Origin of the sequence: Flavonifractor sp. An4 (genome assembly GCF_002161755.1) — a bacterium.
Lineage (GTDB): Bacteria > Bacillota > Clostridia > Oscillospirales > Oscillospiraceae > Flavonifractor > Flavonifractor avicola.
Genome location: NZ_NFIL01000001.1, coordinates 212,082 through 237,466 on the forward strand (window position 1 = coordinate 212,082; position 25,385 = coordinate 237,466).

The 25,385-nt window shown below is 60.1% G+C and carries 20 protein-coding genes; 15 read left to right on the top strand and 5 right to left on the bottom strand.

Annotated features, from left to right (window positions below):
• The first annotated feature begins 2 nt into the window (after positions 1-2).
• Positions 3-1,547 (top strand): cardiolipin synthase, encoded by a 1,545-nt coding sequence (cls, locus tag B5F94_RS00915; RefSeq protein WP_242965522.1) that lies wholly within the window; start codon positions 3-5, stop codon positions 1,545-1,547.
• A 41-nt stretch (positions 1,548-1,588) separates the two neighbouring features.
• On the opposite strand, the gene B5F94_RS00920 is transcribed toward cls, so the two are convergent.
• Together B5F94_RS00920 and B5F94_RS00925 are read right to left on the bottom strand one after the other, a co-directional pair.
• Complete coding sequence (locus tag B5F94_RS00920; RefSeq protein ID WP_087326697.1) at positions 1,589-3,064, bottom strand: serpin family protein; 1,476 nt, start codon at positions 3,062-3,064, stop codon at positions 1,589-1,591.
• A gap of 2 nt (positions 3,065-3,066) precedes the next feature.
• Positions 3,067-3,534 carry an RNA polymerase sigma factor gene (locus tag B5F94_RS00925; protein ID WP_087326700.1) on the bottom strand — a complete coding sequence of 156 codons (468 nt, stop codon included), beginning with the start codon at positions 3,532-3,534 and terminating at the stop codon, positions 3,067-3,069.
• A gap of 243 nt (positions 3,535-3,777) precedes the next feature.
• On the opposite strand from B5F94_RS00925, the gene B5F94_RS00930 reads away from it, so the two are divergent.
• A complete protein-coding gene (locus B5F94_RS00930) occupies positions 3,778-4,026 on the top strand; it encodes an IreB family regulatory phosphoprotein (RefSeq protein ID WP_087189243.1) in 249 nt (82 codons plus the stop codon).
• Positions 4,027-4,158: 132 nt separating this feature from the next.
• Entirely contained in the window at positions 4,159-4,860 is a 702-nt protein-coding gene (locus tag B5F94_RS00935; RefSeq protein ID WP_087326704.1) for an ATP-binding protein, read from the top strand.
• A 52-nt stretch (positions 4,861-4,912) separates the two neighbouring features.
• Here the strand turns inward: B5F94_RS00935 and B5F94_RS00940 are convergent, their stop codons facing one another.
• Positions 4,913-6,472 carry an L-lactate permease gene (locus tag B5F94_RS00940; protein WP_087326707.1) on the bottom strand — a complete coding sequence of 520 codons (1,560 nt, stop codon included), beginning with the start codon at positions 6,470-6,472 and terminating at the stop codon, positions 4,913-4,915.
• Between the two features lie 381 nt (positions 6,473-6,853).
• Between B5F94_RS00940 and larA the strand changes: the two genes are divergently transcribed.
• The 6 genes from larA to B5F94_RS00970 all read left to right on the top strand — a co-directional run bounded on the left by larA (position 6,854) and on the right by B5F94_RS00970 (position 13,675).
• Positions 6,854-8,128: a nickel-dependent lactate racemase gene (gene larA, locus B5F94_RS00945; RefSeq protein ID WP_087326710.1), complete on the top strand. Its 1,275-nt coding sequence runs from the start codon at positions 6,854-6,856 to the stop codon at positions 8,126-8,128.
• Positions 8,129-8,188: 60 nt separating this feature from the next.
• Positions 8,189-9,610: an FAD-binding oxidoreductase gene (locus B5F94_RS00950; RefSeq protein ID WP_087326713.1), complete on the top strand. Its 1,422-nt coding sequence runs from the start codon at positions 8,189-8,191 to the stop codon at positions 9,608-9,610.
• 22 nt (positions 9,611-9,632) lie between these two features.
• Positions 9,633-10,439 (top strand): electron transfer flavoprotein subunit beta/FixA family protein, encoded by an 807-nt coding sequence (locus B5F94_RS00955; protein ID WP_087326717.1) that lies wholly within the window; start codon positions 9,633-9,635, stop codon positions 10,437-10,439.
• Between the two features lie 14 nt (positions 10,440-10,453).
• Positions 10,454-11,458, top strand: a complete 1,005-nt coding sequence (locus B5F94_RS00960) for an electron transfer flavoprotein subunit alpha/FixB family protein (protein ID WP_087326720.1) — start codon at positions 10,454-10,456, stop codon at positions 11,456-11,458.
• Positions 11,459-11,596: 138 nt separating this feature from the next.
• A complete protein-coding gene (locus tag B5F94_RS00965; RefSeq protein WP_087326724.1) occupies positions 11,597-12,739 on the top strand; it encodes an acyl-CoA dehydrogenase in 1,143 nt (380 codons plus the stop codon).
• Positions 12,740-12,961: 222 nt separating this feature from the next.
• Positions 12,962-13,675, top strand: coding sequence for a FadR/GntR family transcriptional regulator (locus tag B5F94_RS00970; RefSeq protein WP_158100230.1), 714 nt, complete (start codon positions 12,962-12,964; stop codon positions 13,673-13,675).
• Positions 13,676-13,734: 59 nt separating this feature from the next.
• On the opposite strand, the gene B5F94_RS00975 is transcribed toward B5F94_RS00970, so the two are convergent.
• Complete coding sequence (locus B5F94_RS00975) at positions 13,735-15,240, bottom strand: N-acetylmuramoyl-L-alanine amidase family protein (protein ID WP_087326730.1); 1,506 nt, start codon at positions 15,238-15,240, stop codon at positions 13,735-13,737.
• A 191-nt stretch (positions 15,241-15,431) separates the two neighbouring features.
• On the opposite strand from B5F94_RS00975, the gene B5F94_RS00980 reads away from it, so the two are divergent.
• Positions 15,432-17,678 (top strand): hydratase, encoded by a 2,247-nt coding sequence (locus B5F94_RS00980; protein ID WP_087326733.1) that lies wholly within the window; start codon positions 15,432-15,434, stop codon positions 17,676-17,678.
• Between the two features lie 56 nt (positions 17,679-17,734).
• Positions 17,735-19,834, top strand: a complete 2,100-nt coding sequence (locus B5F94_RS00985; RefSeq protein WP_087326736.1) for a glycogen debranching protein — start codon at positions 17,735-17,737, stop codon at positions 19,832-19,834.
• Positions 19,835-19,876: 42 nt separating this feature from the next.
• Here B5F94_RS00985 and B5F94_RS00990 read toward each other — a convergent pair whose 3' ends face one another.
• Entirely contained in the window at positions 19,877-20,845 is a 969-nt protein-coding gene (locus B5F94_RS00990) for a phospholipase D-like domain-containing protein (RefSeq protein ID WP_242965523.1), read from the bottom strand.
• 381 nt (positions 20,846-21,226) lie between these two features.
• Here B5F94_RS00990 and purE point away from each other — a divergent pair, with 381 nt between their 5' ends.
• The 4 genes from purE to purF are packed head-to-tail and all read left to right on the top strand — an operon-like array spanning position 21,227 to position 25,377.
• Complete coding sequence (purE, locus tag B5F94_RS00995; protein WP_087189079.1) at positions 21,227-21,718, top strand: 5-(carboxyamino)imidazole ribonucleotide mutase; 492 nt, start codon at positions 21,227-21,229, stop codon at positions 21,716-21,718.
• 37 nt (positions 21,719-21,755) lie between these two features.
• Complete coding sequence (gene purC, locus B5F94_RS01000) at positions 21,756-22,475, top strand: phosphoribosylaminoimidazolesuccinocarboxamide synthase (RefSeq protein WP_087189080.1); 720 nt, start codon at positions 21,756-21,758, stop codon at positions 22,473-22,475.
• Between the two features lie 3 nt (positions 22,476-22,478).
• Positions 22,479-23,900: an amidophosphoribosyltransferase gene (locus B5F94_RS01005; protein ID WP_087326744.1), complete on the top strand. Its 1,422-nt coding sequence runs from the start codon at positions 22,479-22,481 to the stop codon at positions 23,898-23,900.
• Between the two features lie 52 nt (positions 23,901-23,952).
• Positions 23,953-25,377, top strand: a complete 1,425-nt coding sequence (purF, locus tag B5F94_RS01010) for an amidophosphoribosyltransferase (RefSeq protein ID WP_087326746.1) — start codon at positions 23,953-23,955, stop codon at positions 25,375-25,377.
• The last annotated feature ends 8 nt before the right edge of the window (positions 25,378-25,385 follow it).

The window sequence follows — 25,385 nt, forward strand, 5'->3', positions numbered from 1 at the left end:
CCGTGAACATCAAAAAGCTATCTTCCTTTCTCTTTCAGCGCTCGGTGATCGTGGCTGTGCTCATCATTTTGCAGGCCACCGTGCTTCTGGTGCCCATGATATGGGCCTGGAGTTACTATGTCTACGTATACTGGGCCTGTGTCGTACTCTCTCTGCTGGCTGTACTGGTCATTGTCCGCAGGCAGACCGATCCGGGGTATAAGATCGCCTGGATCATCCCCATCCTGCTCTTCCCCATGTTTGGCTGGCTGGTCTATCTGCTGTGCGGCGGCAACAAGCTGTCTGCCCGGATGCGCCGGAAGATGCAAGGTATGGACCGTACCATGCTGGAGCAGTTGGAGGACGATTACAAAGCAAAAAAACTCTCCGTGCTGGGCCAGGATGCGGTAAATCAGGCCCGCTATCTGGAGCAATATGCCCGCTGCCCGGTGTATACCAATACCTGGACACGGTACTTCCCGCTGGGAGACGACGCCTTCCCCGCCATGCTGGAGGAATTGAAAAAGGCCAAACATTATATCTTTTTGGAGTATTTCATCCTGGCCCCCGGTGTGTTCTGGGACTCCATCGTGGAGATTTTGAAGGAAAAGCACGCTGCCGGCGTGGACGTACGGGTGATCTATGACGATGTGGGCTCCCTTGGCACCCTGCCCGCCAATTACGCCGAAACATTTGAGCAGGAAACCGGCATTCCCTGCTGCTGTTTCAACAGATTCAAACCAGTCATCTCCATCCGCATGAACAACCGGGACCACCGGAAACTGTGTATCATTGATGGCCATACCGCCTTTACCGGCGGCATCAACCTGGCCGACGAGTATATCAACCAGAAACCCCGCTTCGGTCACTGGAAGGACAGCGCCATCCTGGTAAAAGGAGAAGCAGCCTGGAGCATGACGGTGATGTTCCTCACCATGTGGGAATATATCCGGGAGATCAAGGTGGACTATGCTGCCCTGCGGCCCACCGCCCTGCCTCCCGAGGCTGTTCTGGGAAAAGATTGCTTTGTACAGCCCTACGCCGACAATCCCCTGGACAATGAGCCGGTGGGTGAGACAGTATATCTGAACCTGATCTCCAAGGCCAAGCGGTACGTCTATATCATGACTCCCTATCTCATCGTCAGCGACAGCGTCAATACCGCCCTGTGCAACGCCGCCAAATCCGGAGTGGATGTACGCATCATCACCCCCCATATCCCGGACAAAAAGCTGGTATTTGAGCTGACCCGATCCCACTACCAGCCTCTGCTGGAGGCTGGAGTACAGATCTTTGAGTACACCCCCGGTTTTGTCCATGCCAAAAATGTGGTGTCCGACGATGTGTGCGGCGTGGTAGGCACCATCAACATGGACTATCGCAGTATGTTCCTCCACTTTGAGGACGCGGTGCTCCTCTACCAGGACCCCACAGTGCTGGACATCAAGGCCGACTTTCTGGCCACCCAGCTGGCCAGCCAAAAAGTCACCCTGGAGCAGTGCCTGGAGCGTTCCTGGCCCCGGCGGCTGTTCCGATCCATCCTGCGTGTGCTGGCTCCCCTGGTATAAACGAACACAGCCCCCGCGGCATCTTGCCGCGGGGGCTGTGCTTATACCTGCTCCACCACGCCCACAAAAAGGACGGCATCCCCGTCCCGGATCACGAACAGGAAGGGCCGGTCCAGATCCATGACGCAGATGGCGGGGTCCTCTACGATGGCTTCCGAGGTGTCGGCAGCCAGCAGGGTGACGGCGGCGGCCTCCACCCCCTCCTCATCCACCTTCACCCGGGTGATCTGTTTGGCCTCTTCCAGCCACACCGGAGTGAGGTCGACGAGGGGGGTGAAGCCGGCCCTCCCCCTGTACAGCACGTCGGTGATCCCCATACCTGTCAGGGCAGGAATCAAATCCAGATCGGAACTGACATCGAACTTGGGCACCGACCACTGGACCTCGCCGTAGATCTTACTCTCAGAATCGGTGAGTTCCGTCAGAAAATCCGGGTCGGCCAGCAATTCGGCGGGGGTGACCCCCTCGTCAGGGAGGACAAAGGTCATCGTGCCGCCGGTGGTGCCCAGGCTGGCCGCCTGGTAGCCGTTCTGGCGGAGGAAGCCGGCGGTCTGGGTCTTGTGCATGAAATCCACCGTCGTCTCGCTGCCGTCCGCAGCGGTGAACACATCCTCCGCCGTGAGGCTGGGATCAAACTCGTCACTCCACCGGGCCTGGAAGTACAGTGTGGAGGCCAGCACCGCCAGAGTCTCGGCCCTGGTGGTTAGCACCTTGCCGTCGGAGCCAATAAGGCCTTTTGTCTGCTCCGATACCCACTCCGTGATGGCGCTGTCCGCCTCGCCGGTACCCATGGGGACCCGGAAGGAGCCGGCGTAGTAGTACTCCGCCAGCCGCTCCAGGGTGTCCTGGTGGAAGTCTAACTTCTCGTTGAGCCAGATGGAGGTGCCCGGCAGGGTGGCGGCGGTGCCGTCATCCAGGTAGAGGGTGTGCCACAGGATGTCGGCCCACTCCCGCAGCTGATTCACATCGGAAGCCCCTAAAGCATCCAGTATCTGCTGCTGAGTTTCTCCGTCCGTAGTCTCGCTCAGCATGGCCAGAGCAAACCACAGGGATACGGGAGAATAGACCCGATTGCCCTCCCCTGCCAGAGCCAGGGCGGCGCTGGTGCCGGTATAGTCCGCCAGGGCGGCAGTCAGCTCAGGGGTATCACGCAGGCTGGCGGTCTCATCCTGGTAGGTCTCCCAGGCATCCAGATAGACATCCAGGTCTGCATTGAACTGCTCCCACTCCGCGTCGCTGCCCCCCAGGGGTTCAGCTGGGTGCTTGGGCAGATTGGGGTACTCCGGCAAGGCAATGGCATAGGCGCTGCCTGTCAATGGACCGCCGCCGGTCTCGCCGTCCGTGCCGGGGATACCGGTGATAAGCAGGGCTACGGCTGCCACAGCCGCCACTCCCGCCGGCACCAGTGCTTTCAGCGGCCTTCTTTTTCTCTTGGAAACCTTCTCTTTCACCGCCCGCTCCACAGCGGAATGGGTGGGATGGAGGGTATCATTGGCCCGTTTATATTCATCCATCATGGTCACTTGTCTCCTTTCAGCGCTTGAGACAGCCGGTCCCGCCCCCGGGACAGCCAGCTTTTCACTGTGCCCGCCTTGGCCCCGGTGAGGACAGCAATCTCCTCCACCGAATACCCCTCATAGTAATGCAGATGAAGGGCAGTCCGGTACTTTTTTGGCAGGGACAGCACTGCCTCATAGACCGTGCGGTCCGCCGGTTCCATGGCCTTTGTCACCGCCTCCTCCAGGGGCAGGTGGGTCCGCCAGCGAGCGGACAGCAGGGTGTTGGTGCAGTTGAGGGTACAGCGGATCAGCCAGGCCTTCCGGTGCTCATCGCTGTCCAGCTCCTCCTCATGGCGGAAGAAGCGGACAAACACCTCCTGGAACACATCCTCGCTGTCCTGGATATGGCGGGTGCGGGCCAGGGCCAGCCGCCACACCATATCTCCCCAGCGCTCCACCTGAGCTCTGGCTTTCCGCTCGTCTGTCATGGTCTTTCCCCTCCCTTACGGGCATCCGGAGGCCGCCGATTTCTCCTGCGCTCATGCCCGTAAGCGCAGGCCCCGCCGGTCCTCTGGTATCCATAATACCACAGCACCCATCCAATGGTTGCATCTACCAGATATTTTCCTTTCCAACATCTTAAAGATTGATAAATTTTCACACTCCCCCTTTACAGCACAAGCATTTTCGGCTACAATGGAAAACAGATTGAACTAGGAGGTGCGACAGGTATGGAGACCGATTACACTCGCAAATTCAGCATCCGTTATGAAAAAGATCCTGAGATCAAAGAGGTGCTGACCTCCGTATACAACTCCCTTCAGGAGAAGGGATATAACCCCATCAATCAGATCGTGGGGTACATCCTCTCGGAGGACCCGACTTATATCACCAATTATAACAACGCCCGGGCCCTCATCCGTAAGCTGGACCGGGACGAGTTGTTGCAGGAGCTGGTCAAGCAGTATCTCAGGGATTGATGTTTGATTGCGAGAAAAAGATGTCTGCGCTATGCGCAGACATCTTTTTTTCTGTTTGTGTTGCTGCTGCAACATACCGCAGGGCACAGCTCTGGTATGCTTGGCTCACACAAACACAAGGAGGCGTTCCATATGAAACGCAAGATCATAAAAATTGACGAGGCCCTGTGCAACGGCTGCGGCCTGTGTGCCGCCGCCTGCCACGAGGGCGCCATCGAGATGGTAAACAGTAAGGCCAAACTGACCCGGGAGGACTACTGTGACGGGCTGGGCGATTGTCTGCCCGCCTGCCCCACCGGAGCCATCACGTTTGAAGAGCGGGAAGCTCCTGCCTACGACCACGCTGCCGTGCTGGCTGCCAAGGCGGCCAAGGAGAAGGCGGCCGCTCCCCTGCCCTGCGGCTGCCCCGGCAGCATGAGCCGGGCCATCCATCGTGATGAAGCCTTCCCTTCCCCCTGCGCCGGGCAGGTACCTAGCCAGCTGCGTCAGTGGCCGGTACAGATCAAGCTGGCGCCCATCAATGCCCCCTACTTCGACGGCTGCCATCTGCTCATTGCCGCCGACTGCACAGCCTACGCCTACGGCAATTTCCATCAGGATTTCATCAAGGGCAGGGTAACTCTCATCGGCTGTCCCAAGCTGGATGAGGGCGATTATACTGAGAAACTGACTGCCATTCTGGCGGGTAACGACGTAAAGAGTGTCACCGTAGTCCGCATGACGGTACCCTGCTGCGGCGGTATCCAGCGGGCAGTCCAGAACGCCGTGGCCGCCAGCGGAAAGAATATTCCCCTGCGGGTTGCCATCGTAGCCCCCGACGGCTCCATACAGTAACTATCAAAATACCCCCGAACCGCTGAAAACAGCGGTCCGGGGGTATTTGATTTCAGCCAACCAGATAAGGGGCAAGCCACTGGAAGCAGCCCACCAGAATACAGGCCAGTACCAGCATGAGGACTGCCCATTTCAGCACGGCGGACAGCACCTTGCTGTCCTGACCCACCAGGCCAACCGCCGCCACAGCGGTGGCAATACACTGGGGAGAGAGGATTTTTCCGATACCGGCACCCACAGAGTTTGCTGCCGCCAGCCAGTAGGGCGAAGCGCCGATGGCTGTGGCCGCTTCCGACTGAAGCCGGCCCAGCAATACCTCCGTGTTGGTACCGCTGCCGGTAACAAAGGCGCCGATGGCGGCAATGATGGGGGAAACAAAGGGATAGAACACACCAGTAATGGAGACAAACAGCCCTGCCATGTCGGAGATCATGCCGGAATAGGTCATGATCTTAGCCACCGCCAATACCGCCATAATGGTGACGATGGTGCGGCTCATCTGCTTCAGGGTGGCCAGGAAGGTCTCCCACATCAACCGTGCCCCTGCCTTCTGCACCACGCCGCCGATGATGGCCGCCACAAAGATGACCACACCGGGGGTGTTGACCCAACTGAAGGAGGTCAGCCCCGCCGTCTCAGCGGTGCTGATCTTGAAGGACGAGGCAAACTGAGACAGGAAGCTGTTGACCGGCGGCACCAGCTTGGAGGTAAGCAGCAGCAGCACAAAGATCAGCAGGAAGGGCAAAAAGGCCACCACCGGGGACATCGTCCCCCGCTCCCCCGTCTGGGCGGGCTGCCCACTGGACATCTGATATTCCGCGGGCACCGGCTTACCTTTCCGCAGCCGGGCCATGGCCAGCGTGCAGGCCAGGGACACCACGCTGCCCACCACTACCGTGAGCTCCGGCCCCAGGAAGTAGGACACCGCCAGCTCAGGCACCACAAAGGACAGACCGGCCACCAGGGTGATACCCACCACCCCTTTCAGGGCCTTGACGCCACCGCCGCCGGCAATCACCATCAGGAAGGGCATCAGGATCATGAAGGGAGCCATTTCCACCACGGTGGTAAAGGCCAGCGGGATGGCATCCAGCCCGGTCACACTGACCAGCGTGGTGGTGGGAATACCCACCGAGCCAAAGGCCGTGGGGAAGGCGTTGGCCAGCATACACACCAGGCAGGACAGCACCGGGTCCATACCCATACCTGCCAGCATACCGGCGGGAATGGCCACGGCGGTACCAAAGCCCGCCATTCCCTCCAGAAATCCGCCGAAGCACCAGCCGATCAGCAGGATGATGACCCGCCGGTCTCCCGACACATTGGACAGCATCCGCTTGATCACATCCATAGCGCCGGTGCGCAAAGACAGATTGTAAGTAAAAATGGCGGCGATGATGACCAGAATGATGGGCCACAGGGCCGCGGCAAAGCCCTCCAGGGCGGAGGTCAGGCAATCCACCGGCGGCATCTTCCACAGGGTCAGGGCCAGCACCGCCGTGAGCAGCAGCGCGATGAGACAGGCGCGATGGCCCGGCATTTTCAGAACAGCCAGCGCAATTATCAGCCAGACAATAGGCAGCAGCGTAAGGATCGACATCAACAACGGCATTGAAAACGGGACCTCCTTTGTCTCCTGCCGCCGCCGGACACAGGGCGGCGGCCCACTTTTTATTGGTTCTACCAATCAAAATACAAAAACCGAAATTCGCCCTTCTCTCCCTCCTTAATTTTTCCATACTTTTCCGCAGTAAATGATATTTCGATAAACTGACTGGTCTTATTATAAATTCGTACCAGCAAATTGTCCACTCCCTTTCTTTATTTCAGCTCAAAATTGGCACTTTGCATAAATTCAAACCCATTTTTTCGGAATATGTGAGAAATTAAAAACTTGGGATTGCATTTTTCAAAAATTGTGGTAAAGTGATGACGTCAGCAAAGTGGTTGTACCACTTCATTCTTAATTCCGATCTGCAAGGAGGTATTTCGAATGGCCCTTACCATTCCCTTTGGATCTTCCGGCATGACGCTGCACGCGGATCTGTCCGGGGCTGAGGTGCTCACCTCTCACATCGGGGAGCTGACTGCCTCCGACTCAGAGGACGCCCTGGTGCTGGCCGCCATGGCCAACCCCATCGACTCCAAGCCTCTGGAGGAGCTGGCCGCCGGCAAGAAAACCTGCACCATCATCATCAGCGATCATACCCGTCCGGTGCCCAGCAAGCACATTCTGCCCCATATGCTGGCCCAGCTGCGCCGGGGCAATCCGGACATCCAGATCACCCTGCTGGTTGCCACCGGCTTCCACCGCCCCACCACCAAAGAGGAGCTGGTTGGCAAGCTGGGTCAGGACATCGTGGACCATGAAACCATCGTGATTCACGACAGCCGGGACGCCGCCTCCAACGTGAAGATCGGCGTGCTTCCCTCCGGTGCCGACTGCGTCATCGATCGTCTGGCTGTGGAGACCGATCTGCTGGTGGCCGAGGGCTTCATTGAGCCTCACTTCTTCGCCGGCTTCTCCGGCGGCCGCAAGAGCGTGCTGCCCGGCGTGTGCGATCAGGTCACCGTTCTGGGCAACCACTGCTCCAAGTTTATTGCCTCCCCCTGCGCCCGCACCGGCGTGCTGGACGGCAATCCGCTTCACACCGATATGCTGGCGGCGGCCAGGATGGCCAAGCTGGCTTACATCGTAAACGTCATCATTGACGAGGACAAGAAGGTAGTGGCCGCCTTTGCCGGCGACCCGGAGACCGCCCACCGCAAGGGCTGTGACTTCCTGCTGGGTTACTGCCAGGTCAAGCCGGAGCGCCGGGGCGATATCGTCATCTCCAGCAACGGCGGCTACCCCCTGGATCAGAACATCTACCAGAGCGTCAAGGGCCTCACCGCGGCGGAAGCTGCCGCGGCCGAGGGCGGCGTGCTCATTATGGTCAGCTCCTGCATAGACGGGGCCGGCGGGGACAGTTTCTATCATGCCCTGCGGGACGCCTCCTCCCCCCAGGCCCTGACCGATGAGATCCTGGCCACGCCGCAGGATCAGACCAAGCCGGATCAGTGGGAATTTCAGATCCTGGCCCGGGTCCTGTGCAAGCACCGCGTGATCTACGTCACCGTTCCCGAACAGCGCCAGACCATCGAGGACATGAAGATGGAGTGGGCCCCCGACGTGGACACCGCCCTGGAGCGGGCCCGTCAGGCCAAGGGCGCCGACGCCCATCTGGTGGTCATTCCCAATGGTATTTCCGTCATGGTACGGGAGTAAGTTCCGTTTTCCATCCGTTTATTTCTATTTCTTTCACTATGTATGGAGGAGGTTCTACTTATGGCAACGTACAATCCCGTCACGCCTGAAATCATCGCTCAGCTGGAGCAGGTGGTACCCGGCCGCGTCGTGGTGGGGGCCGACGTCAATCCTGACTACGCCCGGGACGAAATGCCCATCTACGGCGTGAAGATGCCTGAGGTGTCCATTGACGTGCTCACCACCGAAGAGGTGGCCGGCATCGTCAAGATCTGCTACGACAACAACATCCCCGTCACCACCCGCGGCGCCGGCACCGGCCTGGTGGGTGGCTGCACCCCCGTGTGCGGCGGCGTGGTGCTGTGCACCATGCGGATGAACAAGATCCTGAGCTATGACCTTGAAAACTTCGCCGTTACCGTTCAGCCCGGCGTGCTGCTGCAGCAGCTGGCCGACGACGCCCTCACTCACGGCTGCCTGTATCCCCCCGATCCCGGCGAGAAGATGGCTACCCTGGGCGGCAACGTGGCCACCAATGCCGGCGGTATGCGGGCTGTCAAGTACGGCGCCACCCGTGACTATGTGCGGGCCATGACCGTAGTTCTCCCCACCGGTGAGATCACCCACTTCGGCAGCACCGTGTCCAAGACCAGCTCCGGTTACAGCCTGACCAACCTGATGGTGGGCTCCGAGGGCACCCTGGGCATTATCACTGAGCTGACCCTGAAGCTCATCCCCGCCCCCAAGGCCACCGTCAGCCTCATCGTCCCCTACGAGGATCTGGACGCCTGCATCTCCACTGTGCCCAAGATCTTTATGAATCACTTCAAGCCCCAGGCCGTAGAGTTCTTTGAGAAGGAGATCCTGGTCTCTTCCGAGGAGTATCTGGGCAAGCAGGCCTTCCCCCACACCTTTGACGGCGTGGATGTGGGTGCCTATCTGCTGCTCACCTTCGACGGCGACTCCATGGACGAGCTGGATCCCATTGTGGAGAGCGCTGCCGAGATGCTGGTGGAGGAGGGCGCGCTGGACGTGCTCATTGCCGACACCCCGGGCAAGCTGAAGGACGCCTGGGCCGCCCGTTCCTCCTTCCTGGAGGGCATCGAGGAGCAGACCAAGCTGCTGGACGAATGCGACGTGGTGGTTCCCGTCAATCAGATCGCCAACTACGTGGCCTTTGTCAACGAGACCAAGAGCAATTACGACTTCGAGGTCAAGTACTTCGGTCATGCCGGCGACGGCAACCTGCACATCTATGAGTGCTCCAACACCATGGACGAGGCCGAGTTCCGCAAGCAGGTGGATCAGTTCCTCAGCGCCATCTATCAGAAGGCTGTGGAGCTGGGCGGACAGATCTCCGGCGAGCACGGCATCGGTTATGGCAAGGTCAAATACCTGGCCGAGGCTGTTGGCCCGGTGAATATGGCGCTGATGCAGGGCATCAAGAAGGTCTTTGATCCCAAGATGATCCTCAATCCCGGCAAGGTGTGCTGCACTCTGTGATCGTTCGGAAAGGAGTTTCGTTATGAATATTCTGGTATGCATCAAGCAGGTCCCGGACACGACGGAGATCAAGATCGATCCCGTCACCAATACCCTGGTCCGGGACGGCGTTCCCAGCATCATCAATCCCTTTGACGGCTACGCTCTGGAGGCCGCCGCCCGCATCAAGGACAAGGACCCCGACACCCACATCGTGGTGCTGTCCATGGGTCCCAAGCAGGCCGAGGCCGCTCTGCGTGAGGCTCTGGCCATCGCCGCCGACAAGGCTTATCTGGTCACCGACCGTATGTTCGGCGGTTCCGACACCCTGGCCACCAGCTACATCCTCTATAATGCCATTTCCAAGGTGGAGGAGCTGGAGGGCGTCAAGTTCGACGCTATCTTCTGCGGCAAGCAGGCCATCGACGGCGACACCGCTCAGGTGGGTCCCGAGCTGGCCGAGCTGCTGGACTATCCCCAGGTCACCTACGCCCTGGAGGCCACCAACGCCGACGGCACCCTGCACATCCTGAAGGAGGGTGAGGACGGCAACTATCTGATCGGCGTCAAGACCCCCTGCCTCATTACCTTTACCAAGCCCGCCTTTGACCCCCGCTTCCCCACCATCAAGCGGAAGATGGCCGCCCGCAAGGCAGTCATCGAGAGCCTGACCTCCGCCGAGCTGACCGCCATCGATCCCGCCCGGGCCGGTCTGAAGGGTTCTCCCACCAAGGTGAAAAAGACCTTCGTGCCCCCCCGCAAGGAGGCCGGCGTGGTGATTAAGGAAGAGACCGGCGAAGAATCCGCTCAGAAGCTGTTCGCGCTGCTGAGCGAGGCCCATGTGATTTAAGGGAGGCGTACAACATGGAAGCGAAAACCAAGGACCTTTGGGTATTTGTAGAAACCAAGGAGGACGGCTCCGCCAAGAACGTGGGCATCGAGCTGCTGAACCCCGGCCGTGAACTGGCCGACAAGCAGGGCGGCAAGCTGGTGGCTGTGGTCATCGGCTGCGGCGTGAAAGCCGCGGTGGACGAGGCCGCCTGCCACGGCGCCGATCAGGTGCTCTACATCGACGGCGAGGAGTTCCGTCAGTATTCCACCGACGCCTATGTGGCGGCGCTGAATCATCTGGTGGAGACCTATGGTCCCACTACCATGCTCATCGGCGCCACTCCCAATGGCCGTGACATGGGCCCCCGCCTGTCCAGCCGACTGCAGACCGGCCTGACCGCCGACTGCACCGGCCTGGCTATCGACGAAGAGACCGGCTGTGTGGCCTGGACTCGTCCGGCCTTCGGCGGCAACCTGATGGCCACCATCCTGTGCACCGACCACCGTCCCCAGCTGGGCACCGTCCGTCCCGGCGTGTTCAAGAAGCCCGAGGCTGGTGAGGCCAAGGCTGAGATCGTGAAGGTGGACTTCTCCTTCCCCGCCGAGTCCATCCGCACCGAGATCCTGGAGGTCATCAAGGAGACCGCCGGTGAGCTGGTGGATCTGGAGGGTGCCGATATTATCGTGGCCGGCGGCCGCGGCGTAGGCAGCGCTGAGGGCTTTGAGCCCATCCGTGAGCTGGCCGACGCTCTGGGCGCCACCGTGGGCGCCTCCCGCGCCGCTGTGGATGCCGGCTGGATCTCTCACTCCCATCAGGTTGGGCAGACCGGCAAGACCGTGGGACCCAAGCTGTACATCGCCTGCGGCATCTCGGGCGCTATCCAGCATCTGGCTGGTATGAGCTCCTCCGATGTGATCGTGGCCATCAATAAGGACCCCGACGCCCCCATTTTCGGTGTTGCCGACTACGGCATCGTGGGCAACCTCTTCGAGGTGCTGCCCGCTCTGACCGCCGAGATCAAGAAGATGAAAGGTTAAATATTGTCAGACCCGTTGGGCCGCGGCCGGAACGGCCGGCAAGACCGGCAGGGGCGTCCCCCCGCCCCTGCTCCCCTCTCCCCTCTCCCTTCCGCCGGTCACACCGTTCGCCGCCCATGATAGAAGGAGTGCTGTTTTATGAATTTCAAATTCAACGAAGAAGAACAGGAAATCATTGATATGCTCCACGACTTTGCCGTCAAGGAGGTGGCCCCTCTGGCCGCCGAGATCGACGAGCAGGAGCGCTTCCCCGAGGAGACCTGGCACAAGCTGGCCGACATGGGCATGATGGGCATTGCCTATCCTGAGGAATACGGCGGCGCCGGTCTGAGCTATCTGACCTACATCGCCTGCTGTGAGGAGCTGGCTAAGCACTGCGCCACCACCTCCGTCATGGTGTCCGCTCACTCCTCCCTGTGCTGCTGGCCCATCGAGCATTTCGGCACCGAGGAGCAGAAGCAGAAGTATCTGCCCGCTCTGTGCTCCGGCGAGAAGCTGGGCGCCTTTGGTCTGACCGAGCCCGGCGCTGGCACCGACGCCGCCATGCAGAAAACCACCGCCGAGGATAAGGGCGATCACTGGCTCATCAACGGCTCCAAGATCTTCATCACCAACGCCGGCTATGCCTCCGTGTTCGTGATTTTCGCTATGACTGACAAGTCCCTGGGCACCAAGGGCATTTCCGCCTTTATCGTGGACCGGGACACCCCGGGCTTCAGCGTGGGCGCCCACGAGAAGAAAATGGGTATCCGCGGCTCCTCCACCTGCGAGCTGATCTTCGACAACTGCAAGGTGCCCAAGGAGAACCTGCTGGGCGAGGTTGGCAAGGGCTTCAAGATTGCCATGATGACCCTGGACGGTGGCCGTATCGGCATCGGCGCCCAGGCGCTGGGCATCGCTCAGGGCTGCATCGATCAGACCGTGAAGTACACCCAGGAGCGCATCCAGTTCGGTAAGCGCATCAGCCAGTTCCAGAACACCCAGTTCCAGCTGGCCGATATGCAGACCAAGGTGGATGCCGCCCGTCTGCTCATCTACCGGGCCGCTCAGGCCAAGCAGAACGGCGAGCCCTACAGCCATCTGGCCGCTATGGGTAAGCTCTTCGCCTCTGAAACCGCCAGCGACGTAACCCGCCGCTGCGTGCAGCTGGTGGGCGGCTACGGCTATACCCGCGAGTATCCCTTCGAGCGCATGATGCGCGACGCCAAGATCACCGAGATCTACGAGGGCACCTCCGAGGTCCAGCGTATGGTCATCTCCGGTTGGATGGGCGTCAAATAATTTCCTTTTGTGAATAAACCGCTTGCCCGGTTTATTCTCGCGGACCTGCTCCGCGTATCGTCTTCCTCCATATGAACGCAGAGACACCGACAAGGCCGATCCATCCTTGCCGGTGTCTCTGTCTTTTCTCCTGATACGAGGAGCAACGGGTTCCGGTTGTGTCCTCACTTTTTTTGTGATACAATAGCGCGGTGACAGAATATGACCGAATTGGGAGGCTCCATGAACGAACGATCGGAACGCACCTATGAAAAGGTGGTAAACTATATCCAGAGCGAGATCTGGAAGGGCAATCTCCAGCGGGGAGAGCGGCTGCCGCCGGAGCGGGATCTGGCTGAACTGCTGGGTGTCAGCCGCAATTCCGTCCGGGAAGCCCTGCGCACCATGAGTCTGATGGGCTTTATCTCCAGTGTCCACGGTGCTGGCAACTTCCTCACCTGCGACCTGGAACAAAACCTGAGCGCCAGTTTCCGCATGATGCTGCTGCTGGGTGAGACCAACTACCTGCAGGTCAGCCAGCTACGCCGCGGTCTGGAAAGTGAGACCGCACGTCTGGCCGCCAACCGTATTCTGCCCGGCCAGGCCGCCCGCCTGATGGAACTGGCTGTAAAAATGCGGGATGAAACGGATGCAGAAAAGGCCTCCCACTACGACCAGGAATTTCACAACCTGCTGTGCGACGCCTCGGGCAACAAGTTGATCCGCTCCCTGTTCGGCGCTATCCGGGCCACCGTAAATGATTTTATCGGCACCGTCTACGTCCGCATCATGGAGGACAAGGAACAGGCCTCCCTCCTGCACAACGCCCATATCCAGCTGGCCCAGGCCCTGGCCGACCATGACGAGCTGGCCGCCATCCGGGCCACCTTCACCCACTTCGAGATAGTCAACACCTCCATCCAGAAGGATGAACTGGCCGGACGCAAGATTTTTTAATCCTTTTTTCAAAAAAACAGCGCTTCATCTGCATCATCAGATGAAGCGCTGTTTTTTCTTTATATCTCCGCTTTCAGATAGGCCTCCACACCGTCGGCGATGCCCTGGGCGATCTTTTGCTGGTAATCAGGGTCGCACAACCGGGCCAGCTCTCCCGGATGGGTCATGAATCCGGTTTCCACCAGCACGGCGGGCATGGTGGTCTCCCGCAGCACCTGGAAATTGGCGGAGGGGGTACCACGCCCGATGCCGCCGGTGGAAGCTACTACTCCGGCCTGTACCTGCTTGGCCAAGGCCTCTCCCCGGGTGCTGTTTGGATAATAATAGGTAAAGATCCCCTCATAATCCGTCCGGTCCAGGGCATTGCAGTGGATGCTGACAAAGACCTCCGCCTGGGCGGCGTTGGCCATTTTGGCCCGGTCGGCCAGGCTCACCGAGTCATCCCCTGTCCGGGTAAGTACCACGTTGTACCCCCGCTCCTCCAGGATATCTGCCAGCATCAGGGACATGGGCAGGGTCAGATCTTTTTCCTTTACATCATTTCCATTTTCATCGGGATAGACCGCACCCGGCTGATTGCCGCCGTGGCCGGGATCAATGGCAATGGTAATCTTGCTCGGATCCAGAGGGGGCACCTCCGGCTGCTCCGGCACATCGGTGACGCTGACCCGCACCTGATTCCCACCGGAAGATACGGACAGATGCTGTGCATAGCTGACACCGGAGGCCAGGTCCAGCACCACCCGCAAGGTGTGGGGATACCCGTAGCCCAGATCATCCCCATGCTGAGAACAGCGGATCTTCTCAATGGCGTCGCTCTCCACCTGAAGAGTCAGATCTTTCCCTACCGCCGGGGCGTACACTGCCCCCAGCAAGTCTATGGCCAGCCGGTCCCCCAGGTCCACAATGCGGTACTTGGGCGTATGGTCGGCGGTGATGGTAAAGGTCTGCTCCTCCTCATCAAAAGACAATTCGGTAATCCACCCCAGATCTCCCTCCTGGGGCTGGGTGGGGTCTGGCTGCTGAGGCTCCTCCGGGGAGGTAATGGCCACTGTGGCCGTCTCCCCCACCCATTCCACGCCGGCCCCCAACTGCTCGGACACAAAGCGGAGGGGTACCATGGTGCTCTCCTTACCATCCCACATGACGCCGCCGGCGGGCACTCCGTCGGGCAGCTCCACCGCCTGACCGTCCACCAGGGCCGTGGCGCTGCCTGCCGTCAGTACAATGGTGCTCTCCTCCCGCAGGATGATGATCTGCCGGGTCTCAGGCACCCAGGTCACTGTAGCGTCCAGTGCCTCGGAGATAAGCCGGACAGGCACCAGGGTACGGCCGTTGGTGCTTCCCTCCGGATAGTAGGCCAGCGCCGGCACGTCCTCCGGTATCAACGCCTCCCCGTCCAGAGTCAGATTGACACGATCGGTCACAGTGGGTTCACTGTAACGCTGGCTCACCTCATTATAAAACCGGACGGTGATTTGCTCCGTCCCCGCCGCCATAGCGGCCGGAAACAGTCCAACTACCACCGCCAGCAGCAAAAACAGCGTAAATATGCGTTTCTTCATGGTATGCTCCTTGCCAGAACTGGGATATCTTCGACATATTTTATCCTATTTCCCATAGAGCCGTCAAGAAAACACCGGCAGAAAAAGTTGACATAAATTTCATCACCCAGAAAATGACGGACAAAGCTCTTGCACTTGCAAGAAAAAGTTGGTATGATGAAAGATAATTCAAGAGCATCGGAGGGAATCATATGCTGAACATCACCCGTCAGGGCGTCTACTATAAAAACAACGCCTTTGTGCCTGTCCAGGACGGCCCCGCCGCCGGCCTGCCCGCTCCCGAGGAGGCAAAGAAAGGCACCATGGCCTATTCCATTCTGAAGGCCCATAACACCAGCGATTCTATGGACAGTCTGGCCATCAAGTTCGACGCCATGGCCTCCCATGACATCACCTACGTCGGCATCATCCAGACCGCCCGGGCTTCCGGCATGAAGGAGTTCCCGCTCCCCTATGTGCTCACCAACTGCCACAACTCCCTGTGCGCCGTGGGCGGCACCATCAATGAGGACGACCATGTGTTCGGCCTGTCCGCTGCCAAGAAGTACGGCGGCGAGTTCGTCCCCGCCCACCAGAGCGTGATCCACTCCTATATGAGAGAGCGGTACGCCGCCCCCGGCAAGATGATCCTGGGCTCCGACTCCCACACCCGCTACGGCGCCTACGGCACCATGGCTATCGGTGAGGGCGGCCCCGAGCTGGCCCGGCAGCTGCTGGAAAAGACCTACAACATCAGCTATCCCAAGGTTATCGCCATCTATCTCACCGGCGCCCCCATCCCCGGCGTGGGTCCCCAGGACGTGGCCCTGGAGCTGATCCGCTCCACCTTCAAGGACGGCACCGTCAAGAATGCCGTCATGGAGTTCTTCGGCCCCGGCGTGGCCAACCTGTCCATGGACTACCGCTCCGGCATCGACGTCATGACCACTGAGACCACCTGCCTGTCCTCCGTGTGGGTGGCCGACGACACCCTGAAGGACCACCTGGCGGTGCTGGGCCGCGGCGGCGAGTTCAAGCCCCAGACCCCCGCTGACGGCGCCTACTATGACGGCGTTATCCATGTGGAGCTGGACAAGATCCGGCCCATGATCGCCCTGCCCTTCCATCCCTCCAACGCTTACACCATCCAGGAGTTTAAGGAGAACATGGCCGACCTCCTCCACCAGGTGGACGAGGACACTATGCGCCAGCTGAAGCTGAAGAGCAAGCCTGCCTCCCTGCTGGACAAGATCGTGGACGGCAAGTTCATGGTGGATCAGGGTGTCATCGCCGGCTGCTCCGGCGGCACCTATCAGAACATTGTCCGGGCGGCCCAGGTGCTGGATGGTCACGCCATCGGCTCCGACGCCTTCTGGCTGTCCGTCTACCCCACCAGCCAGCCCGTCAACCTGGAGCTGACCCGCCGGGGCTACATCGCCTCCCTGATGGCGGCTGGCGCTTCCATCCGCTCCTGCTTCTGCGGTCCTTGCTTCGGCGCCGGCGACGTGCCCGCCAACGGGGCCTTCTCCATCCGCCACTCCACCCGCAACTTCCCCAACCGGGAGGGCTCCAAGCCTTCCGACGGCCAGGTGTCCTATGTGGCCCTGATGGACGCCCGTTCCATCGCCGCCACCGCCCTCAACGGGGGTGCCCTTACCGGAGCCGACGAACTGCCCAACGCCCCTGCTGATCCCGCCGTGGAGCCCTTCGCCTATGACGACACTCCCTACAAGGCCCGGGTGTACTTCGGCGTGGGCAAGGCTGATCCCAGCCAGGAGCTGGTCTTTGGTCCCAACATCGCCGACTGGCCGGAGCAGGTGGCTCTGCCCGACAACCTGCTGCTCACCGTTTGCTCCGCCATCTATGATCCCGTCACCACCACCGACGAGCTGATTCCCTCCGGCGAGACCTCCTCCTACCGCTCCAACCCCATCAAGCTGTCCGAGTTCGCTCTGAGCCGGAAGGATCCCCAGTATGTGCCCCGGGCCAAGGAAGTGCTGGCTGTGGAGAAGCTGCGCCGTACCAACCCCGAGGCCCCCGAGGTGAAGGAGGCCCTGATGGGCCATGATCCCGCCAACACCGGCCTGGGCTCCCTGGTCATGGCCCTCAAGCCCGGCGACGGCTCCGCCCGTGAGCAGGCTGCCTCCTGCCAGCGTGTGCTGGGCGGCGTGGCCAACCTGGCCGCTGAGTACGCCACCAAGCGTTACCGCTCCAACGTGGTGAACTGGGGTATGCTGCCCTTCATCAACGAGGACGTAAAGAACTGGAACATCCAGCCCGGCGACAAGCTGTACATCCCCGGCGTCCGCACTGCCCTGGACAGCGGCGCCGACGTGATCCCCGCCGTCCTTATCCAGAACGGTACGGAGCACACCGTCACCCTGAAGCTGCCCGGTATGACCCGCGAAGAACGTGATATTGTTTTGGCGGGCTGCCTCATCAACTACTACGCCAAATAAAAGCCGGGGCGCTGCACACCGATGCAGCGCCCCTCTTTTTTAAAGGAGACTTTCCCATGGTCCCAAAGCCTATCCCCCTGCTGCCCGCCAAACCCCTGGCCGCCACCAACAACATCTCCGGCTTTCGGGTACGGCCCGGCCTGTTTCTCCTCAACGGCGCCAACGTGGTGCCCGGCGGAGTCAGCTTCACCATCCACTCCATCAACGCCACCTACTGCGAGCTGTGCCTCTTCCGCCGCACCCAGCAGGAGCCCTTCGCCATCCTGCCCTTCCCGGAGAACTTTCGTATCGGCAACACCTTCTCCATGATCGTCTTTGACCTGGACATCTACGAGATCGAATATGCCTACCGGATGGACGGTCCCAATGACCCGGACCGGGGCCTGCTCTTTGACAAAACCAAATACCTGCTGGACCCCTATGCACGGGCGGTCACCGGCCAGAGCATCTGGGGCGTGAACCAGACCCCCGGCTGCTCCTACCACGCCCGGGTGGTGGAGGATATCTTTGACTGGGGGGACTTCCACGACCCCCATCTCCCCTTCCGGGATATGATCATCTATGAGACCCACGTCCGGGGCTTTACCCAGCATCCCTCCTCCGGCGTCAGGCACCCGGGCACCTTTGAAGGCCTGCTGGAGAAGCTGCCCTACCTGCTGGAGTTGGGCGTCAACACGGTAGAACTGATGCCCATCTTCGAGTTTGACGAGATGGCGGACGAGCGCATTGTGGACGGCCGTCAACTGCTCAACTATTGGGGCTACAACACCGTCTGCTTCTTCGCCCCCAATACCAGCTACACCGCCACCCCGGAGTTCAACCACGAGGGCACCCAGCTCAAGCACCTGATCCGCACTTTAAATGAGCACGGCATCGAGGTCATTCTGGATGTGGTGGTCAACCACACCGCCGAGGGCAACGAGCAGGGCCCCTTCTTCTCCTTTAAGGGCCTGGACAACAATATCTACTATATGCTCACCCCCGACGGCAAGTATTACAATTTCTCGGGGGTGGGCAACACCCTCAACTGCAACCATCCGGTGGTGCGGCAGTTCATTCTGGACTGTCTGCGGTACTGGGTGGTGGAGTACCGGGTGGACGGGTTCCGGTTTGACCTTGCCTCCATTCTGGGCCGGGACACCGACGGCGCTCCCCTGTCCGAACCGCCCCTGCTGGAGAGTCTGGCCTTCGATCCCATCCTGGGCCGGGTGAAGCTCATTGCCGAAGCCTGGGACGCCGGCGGACTGTATCAGGTGGGGTCCTTTCCCTCCTGGAACCGGTGGGCAGAATGGAACGGCAAGTACCGGGACGACCTGCGCTGCTTCCTGAAGGGAGACGGAGGTCTGGCCTGGGCGGCGGTCCAGCGCATCACCGGCTCCGCCGACCTGTATCCCCCCTCCCAGCGGCAGAACGCCTCGGTGAACTTCCTCACCTGCCACGACGGCTTTACCCTGTACGACCTGTACTCCTACGACGTCAAGCACAACGAGGCCAACGGCTGGGGCAACACCGACGGGGCCAACGACAACAACAGCTGGAACTGCGGCGTGGAGGGGGACACCGAGGACCCGGCGGTGCTGGCCCTTCGGGACCGGCTGATAAAAAACGCCTTCGCCGTGCTGCTGTGCAGCCGGGGCACTCCCATGTTCCTGGCGGGGGACGAATTTGCCAACACCCAGTTCGGCAACAACAACGCCTACTGCCAGGACAACGAGATCTCCTGGCTGGACTGGTCCCGGCTGGAAAACCACCAGGATCTGTTCCACTTTGTCTCGCAAATGATCGCCTTCCGCAAGGCTCACCCCATTATCCGGGGAGAGACCGCCCCCGCCCGGTGCGGCTGGCCCTCGGTGTCCCTTCACAATGGGGCGGCCTGGAACGCCAAGATGGATGAGCAGACCCGGCAGATCGGCGTGCTCTTCACCGGCCGGAACCAGGATGACACCGCCGACGACCTGATTCTGCTGGCGGTCAATTCCCACTGGGAGGCACATTGGCAGGGCCTGCCTGAGCTGCCCTCCGGCTTGCGGTGGAGTCTGGTGCTCCATACCGCCTGCCCCGATCCCTTTGCCGCCGGTCCTCTGTTCAGCGGCAATGGACTTCAGATGGGTCCCCGCTCGGTGGCCGTCTTTCATGCGGTCAGCGGACGCAGTTGATTCAAAAAAGCCTGCCGGAAAATTTCCGGCAGGCTTTTTCTGTTACATCAAGGGGGCAAAGTCCTTGTCGGTCTCCTTGATCCCGTTCCACATGGTCAGAAACATCACCGTCAGACTGGGCACCGCATCCCCCGTCAGCTTGACCCCCGTGTCCTTCCACCAGCCAAAGGGATGCGTCAGGTTAAAGTACTCGTCCGCCAGATTGTAACCGCCGGTAAAGCCCACCTTACCATCAATGACGGTAATCTTCCGGTGATCCCGGTTGTTCATAAAAATATTGAGTACCGGCATCAGGGGATTGAATACCCGGCACTGGATGCCCAGCTTTTCCATTCGTTTGATAAAAGCCGGGCTGATGAAGCCCATGCTGCCCATGTCGTCGTACAGCAGCCGCACTTCCACCCCCTGCCGGACCTTCTCCACCAGAATCTCCTCCAGGCCGTGGAAGGATTCGGAGTCCTCAATGGCGTGGTACTCCATAAAGATAAAGTGTTCCGCCTGCCGCAGGGTCTGCTTCTGGGCTTCCAACCCCTCTTCCGCCGTGGCATAATACTCTACATCGGTATTCTCATAGGCTGGAAACCCGGCCCGTCGTGAGAAATAGCGCAGCTGATTGGCGATCCCCTTGTCCTGCTCCTCCATCCGGGCCAGCACCGTCTCACTGTCGGGCAGGAGGTCCTGGGTCCGCTGCTGGAGGCGCTCAAACCGCCGGCGCATGACACGGGTACAGTTGGGACGTCCAAACATCAGATAGATGCACAGGCCCATCACAGGGAAAAAAAGGATCAGAATAATCCATGAGGCCTTCATAGGGCCAGTCATCTGCTTGCCATAGAGATTGAGCACCACCAGGAAGGCCAGCACGCTGGTGATAAGAGAGACAGCATAATAATAGTCGTTGAGCAGCAGCACCAGCCCTACGATCCAGGCCGCCTGGAGCAGTACGCTGAGAGCCACGAACAGCGCTCGTCCCACACTGTTTTTTACCGTCTCGTTCCGGCTGGATTTCACTCGGGCCACCTCCCCTTTTCGATGGATTCTTCCTATGGCAAGTATAGCCTCTGCCGCTCCGGAACGCAACCTCTTTCGGAGCGGTTCCTCTCTTCTTCCACAACGTACCCCTTCCTTTTTTCGTCAAAGTTGTATAACAAGACAAAAATCCACCAGTGCCCTTGCCAAGCACAAAAAAATCCGATATTATTTTACATGAATCAAACAAATGGGGAGGTACGGGGATGTCATCACTGCACTGGTTTTACGCAAACTGGCGATCCATCCACGGCACCAACCTGTCCAACCTCAGGGTCTGAAACCGTCAGGGCATCCGTATACCGGATGCCCTGATTTATTTTTTCCAGCCCTGAAAAATTTTTAGGTATACAGGAGGGTCTTATGAGCAAAAAAGTTGCTGTTGTCATGGGTTCCGACTCCGATCTGGACACCATGCGCCCCTGCATCCAGCGTCTGCAGTCCTTCGGCATTCCCGCTGAGGTCCGCATTATTTCCGCCCACCGCACCCCTGCTGCCGCTGAGGAACTGGCCTCCCACGCCATGGAAAACGGTTTCGGTGTTATCATTGCCGCTGCCGGCAAGGCCGCCCATCTGGCCGGTGTGCTGGCCGCCTACACCACCCTGCCCGTCATCGGCGTTCCCATCAAGACATCCATGATGGGCGGCCTGGACTCTCTGCTGTCCATGGTCCAGATGCCCAAGGGCATCCCCGTGGCCTGCGTGGCGGTGGATGGCGCTGACAACGCCGCTATCCTGGCCGCTCAGATGCTGGCCCTGTCCGATCCTGAACTGACCGACAAGCTGGTCCAGTTCAAGGCCCGCATGGCGGAAGAAGTGATGGAAAAAGACCGCCATATTGTAGAAAAACTGTAATCAAATCAATTTAGAATAGAAAAAGGAGCATCACGTCATGGCTTACGAGAAGAAAGAGCAGCTCTACGAAGGCAAGGCTAAGAAGGTTTTCGCCAGCAACGATCCCCAGGTGGTCATTGTGTCCTACAAGGACGACGCTACCGCTTTCAACGGCCTTAAGAAGGGCACCATCACCGGTAAGGGCGCTATCAACAACCGCATGACCAACAACCTGATGCGCCGCCTGGAGGAAAAGGGCGTGCCTACCCACTATGTGGAGGAGCTCAGCGACCGCGAGACCGCCGTGAAGAAGGTATCCATCGTCCCCCTGGAGGTCATTATCCGCAACATTTCCGCGGGTTCCTTCGCCAAGCGCTATGGCGTGGAGGAGGGCATCGTGTTTGACGAGCCCACCATCGAGTTCTCCTATAAGAACGACGACCTGGGCGATCCCCTCATCAACGACTATCACGCTCTGGCCCTGAAGCTGGCCACCAAGGAAGAGATCGAGCTCATCAAGAAGTACGCCTTTGCTGTCAACGACCTGCTGAAGGGCTTCATGAAGGAGATCGGCATCGATCTGGTGGACTTCAAGCTGGAGTTCGGCAAGACCGCCGACGGCACCATCGTGCTGGCCGACGAGATCTCCCCCGACACCTGCCGCCTGTGGGATGAGAAGACCCACGAGAAGCTGGACAAGGACCGCTTCCGCCGGGATCTGGGCGGCGCCGAAGAGGCCTATGAAGAGGTCATGCGCCGTCTGATGGGGGACAAGTAAGGCATGGGCGGTTTCTTTGGCACTATCTCTAAGCGCGACTGCGTCATGGACGTGTTCTTCGGCACCGACTACCATTCCCACCTGGGTACCAAGCGGGGCGGCATGGCGGTCTATGATCCCAAGATCGGTTTTCAGCGCCAGATCCACAACATTGAGAACACCCCCTTCCGTACCAAGTTCGACAAAGACCTGGCCGAGTTCAAAGGCTGCTCCGCCATCGGCTGCATCAGCGACACCGACCCTCAGCCCCTGCTGGTGCGCTCCCATCTGGGTCTGTACGCCATCATTACGGTAGGCATCATCAACAACTCCGAGGCGCTGATCGAGCGGTACTTCTCCGACCATGGTCACCAGTTTATGGCCATGAGTTCGGGTAAGGTGAACGCTACCGAGCTGGCCGCCGCCCTCATCAACCAGAAGGACGACCTGGTTTCCGGCATCCGCCACGCCCAGGAGGAGATTGACGGCTCCTGCACCATGCTTATCCTCACCCCCGACGGCATCATCGCCGCTCGGGACAAGCTGGGCCGTCTGCCGGTACTCATCGGCCAGAACGACGAGGGCTGCTGTGTCTCCTTTGAATCCTTCGCCTACCACAAGCTGGGCTACATCGACGCCTACGAGCTGGGCCCCGGCGAGGTGGTCAAGGTAACCGCCAGAGGCTGGGAGACCCTGGCCCCTGCCGGCGACAAAATGAAGATCTGCGCCTTCCTGTGGACCTACTACGGCTACCCCAACTCCAACTATGAGGGAGTCAACGTGGAGGTCATGCGCTACCGCAACGGCGAGATCATGGCCCGGGATGAGGTCCGGAAAGGACAGCTTCCCAAGGTGGACTATGTGGCCGGCGTGCCCGACTCCGGCGTGCCCCACGCCATCGGCTTTGCCAACCGCAGCGGCAAGCCCTTTGCCCGCCCCTTTGTGAAATACACCCCCACCTGGCCCCGCTCCTTCATGCCCGCCAATCAGGCGGCCCGCAACCAGGTAGCTAAAATGAAGCAGATCCCCGTGCCCGAGCTCATCGAGGGCAAGAAGCTGCTCTTTGTGGACGACTCCATCGTCCGCGGCACCCAGCTGAGGGAAACGGTAGAATTTCTCTACGAGTCTGGTGCTGAAGAAGTTCATATGCGCTCGGCCTGCCCCCCCATCATGTACGGCTGCAAATATCTGAACTTCTCCCGCAGCAACTCCGACATGGAGCTGCTGGCTCGGCGCACCATCCAGAACCTGGAGGGTGACGAGGGGCAGCAGCATCTGGAGGAATATGCCGACTCCTCCACAGAGCGAGGCCAGTGTATGCTCAAGGCCATCTGTAAGGAAATGGGCTTCGATTCCCTGGGCTATCAGTCTCTGGATGGCCTGCTGGAGGCCATCGGCATCGACCGTGACAAGATCTGTACCTACTGCTGGACCGGTAAGGAATAACCGGTCCGTCCGGTTTCCACGTCCAAGCCCCTGACGCAAAGGAAGAAAAACCATGGCAACAATTCATGAAGAATGTGGTGTTTTCGGCGTATGTGTGGCCGGTATGACCCACGCCGCCTCTGTTACTTACAACGCGCTCTATGCCCTCCAACACCGGGGCCAGGAGAGCGCCGGTATGGCCATCAATGACGATGGCGTCATCACCAGCCACAAGGACGTGGGACTGGTCAGCGAAGTATTTACCCCTGAAGTTCTGGAGCACCTGGGTCCCGGCAGTATGGCCGTGGGCCATGTGCGCTACGCCACCACCGGCCGCAAGAGCCGTACCAATGCCCAGCCCATGGTCATCAACCATGTGAAGGGTTCCATGGCTCTGGCCCACAACGGCAATTTGACCAACGCCGCCGAGCTGCGGGAGAAGCTGGAGCTGTCCGGCGCCATCTTCCACACCACCAGCGACACCGAGGTCATCGCCTACACCATCACAGGCGCCCGGCTGAAAGCCCCCTCCATCGAGGAGGCCGTGTCCGCCGCCATGGATGTGATCCAGGGGGCCTATTCCCTGGTGCTTCTCTCCCCCCGCAAGCTGATCGCCGCCCGGGACCCCAACGGCTTCCGGCCTCTGTGCATCGGTACTCTGGACGGCGGCTATGTGTTCGCCTCGGAGAGCCGCGCTCTGGACGCCATCGGCGCCCACTTCCTCCGGGATGTGGAACCCGGCGAAATCGTCATCGCCGACCAGTCCGGCCTGCGGAGCATACGGACCCACTGCGGCAAGGCCAAGAGCAGCCTGTGTGTGTTTGAGTTTATCTACTTTGCCCGGCCTGACTCGGTGATCGACGGTGCCGGCGTCCACGAGGCTCGGCTCCGTGCAGGAGCCTTCCTGGCCCTGGAGCATCCGGTCCAGGCCGACATCGTGATCGGCGTGCCCGACTCCGGCATCGATGCCGCCATCGGCTATGCCCGGCAGTCCGGCATCCCCTACGGCACCGGCTTCATCAAGAACAAGTACATCGCCCGCACCTTCATCGCCCCCGGCCAGAAAAACCGGGAGGACAAGGTGCGTATCAAGCTCAACCCCATTTCCTCCGTAGTACGGGGCAAGCGGGTAGTCATCATCGACGACTCCATCGTCCGGGGTACTACCTCCGCCCGCATCGTGGGGCTGCTGCGGGAGGCCGGGGCCACAGAGGTCCATATGCGGGTCTCCGCACCCCCCTTCCTCCATCCCTGTTACTTCGGCACCGATATCGACTCCCGGGATCACCTCATCGCCTGCAATCACACGGTGGAGGAGATCGCCCAGATTATCGGCGCCGACTCCCTGGGCTACCTCAGCGTGGACAGCGTCCATAAATTGGCCAACGGCTGCGGTTGCACCTTCTGCGACGGCTGCTTCACCGGCAGCTATCCGGTGCCCGTGCCGGAAGCCCGGGAAAAATTCCGTTTTGAACAGAAAATCGGTCAAACCCAATAATCGAGGAG

Bases quoted from the DNA above. Each gene is read 5' to 3' on its own strand.
- B5F94_RS00985 (WP_087326736.1), top strand. From the start codon at position 17,735: ATGGTCCCAAAGCCTATCCCCCTGCTGCCCGCCAAACCCCTGGCCGCC.
- B5F94_RS00925 (WP_087326700.1), bottom strand. From the start codon at position 3,534: ATGACAGACGAGCGGAAAGCCAGAGCTCAGGTGGAGCGCTGGGGAGAT.
- B5F94_RS00950 (WP_087326713.1), top strand. From the start codon at position 8,189: ATGGCAACGTACAATCCCGTCACGCCTGAAATCATCGCTCAGCTGGAG.
- B5F94_RS00940 (WP_087326707.1), bottom strand. From the start codon at position 6,472: ATGCCGTTGTTGATGTCGATCCTTACGCTGCTGCCTATTGTCTGGCTG.
- B5F94_RS00980 (WP_087326733.1), top strand. From the start codon at position 15,432: ATGCTGAACATCACCCGTCAGGGCGTCTACTATAAAAACAACGCCTTT.
- purF (WP_087326746.1), top strand. From the start codon at position 23,953: ATGGCAACAATTCATGAAGAATGTGGTGTTTTCGGCGTATGTGTGGCC.
- B5F94_RS00965 (WP_087326724.1), top strand. From the start codon at position 11,597: ATGAATTTCAAATTCAACGAAGAAGAACAGGAAATCATTGATATGCTC.
- B5F94_RS00930 (WP_087189243.1), top strand. From the start codon at position 3,778: ATGGAGACCGATTACACTCGCAAATTCAGCATCCGTTATGAAAAAGAT.
- larA (WP_087326710.1), top strand. From the start codon at position 6,854: ATGGCCCTTACCATTCCCTTTGGATCTTCCGGCATGACGCTGCACGCG.
- B5F94_RS00955 (WP_087326717.1), top strand. From the start codon at position 9,633: ATGAATATTCTGGTATGCATCAAGCAGGTCCCGGACACGACGGAGATC.
- B5F94_RS00975 (WP_087326730.1), bottom strand. From the start codon at position 15,240: ATGAAGAAACGCATATTTACGCTGTTTTTGCTGCTGGCGGTGGTAGTT.
- purE (WP_087189079.1), top strand. From the start codon at position 21,227: ATGAGCAAAAAAGTTGCTGTTGTCATGGGTTCCGACTCCGATCTGGAC.
- B5F94_RS01005 (WP_087326744.1), top strand. From the start codon at position 22,479: ATGGGCGGTTTCTTTGGCACTATCTCTAAGCGCGACTGCGTCATGGAC.
- B5F94_RS00920 (WP_087326697.1), bottom strand. From the start codon at position 3,064: ATGATGGATGAATATAAACGGGCCAATGATACCCTCCATCCCACCCAT.
- B5F94_RS00970 (WP_158100230.1), top strand. From the start codon at position 12,962: ATGAACGAACGATCGGAACGCACCTATGAAAAGGTGGTAAACTATATC.
- B5F94_RS00935 (WP_087326704.1), top strand. From the start codon at position 4,159: ATGAAACGCAAGATCATAAAAATTGACGAGGCCCTGTGCAACGGCTGC.
- B5F94_RS00960 (WP_087326720.1), top strand. From the start codon at position 10,454: ATGGAAGCGAAAACCAAGGACCTTTGGGTATTTGTAGAAACCAAGGAG.
- purC (WP_087189080.1), top strand. From the start codon at position 21,756: ATGGCTTACGAGAAGAAAGAGCAGCTCTACGAAGGCAAGGCTAAGAAG.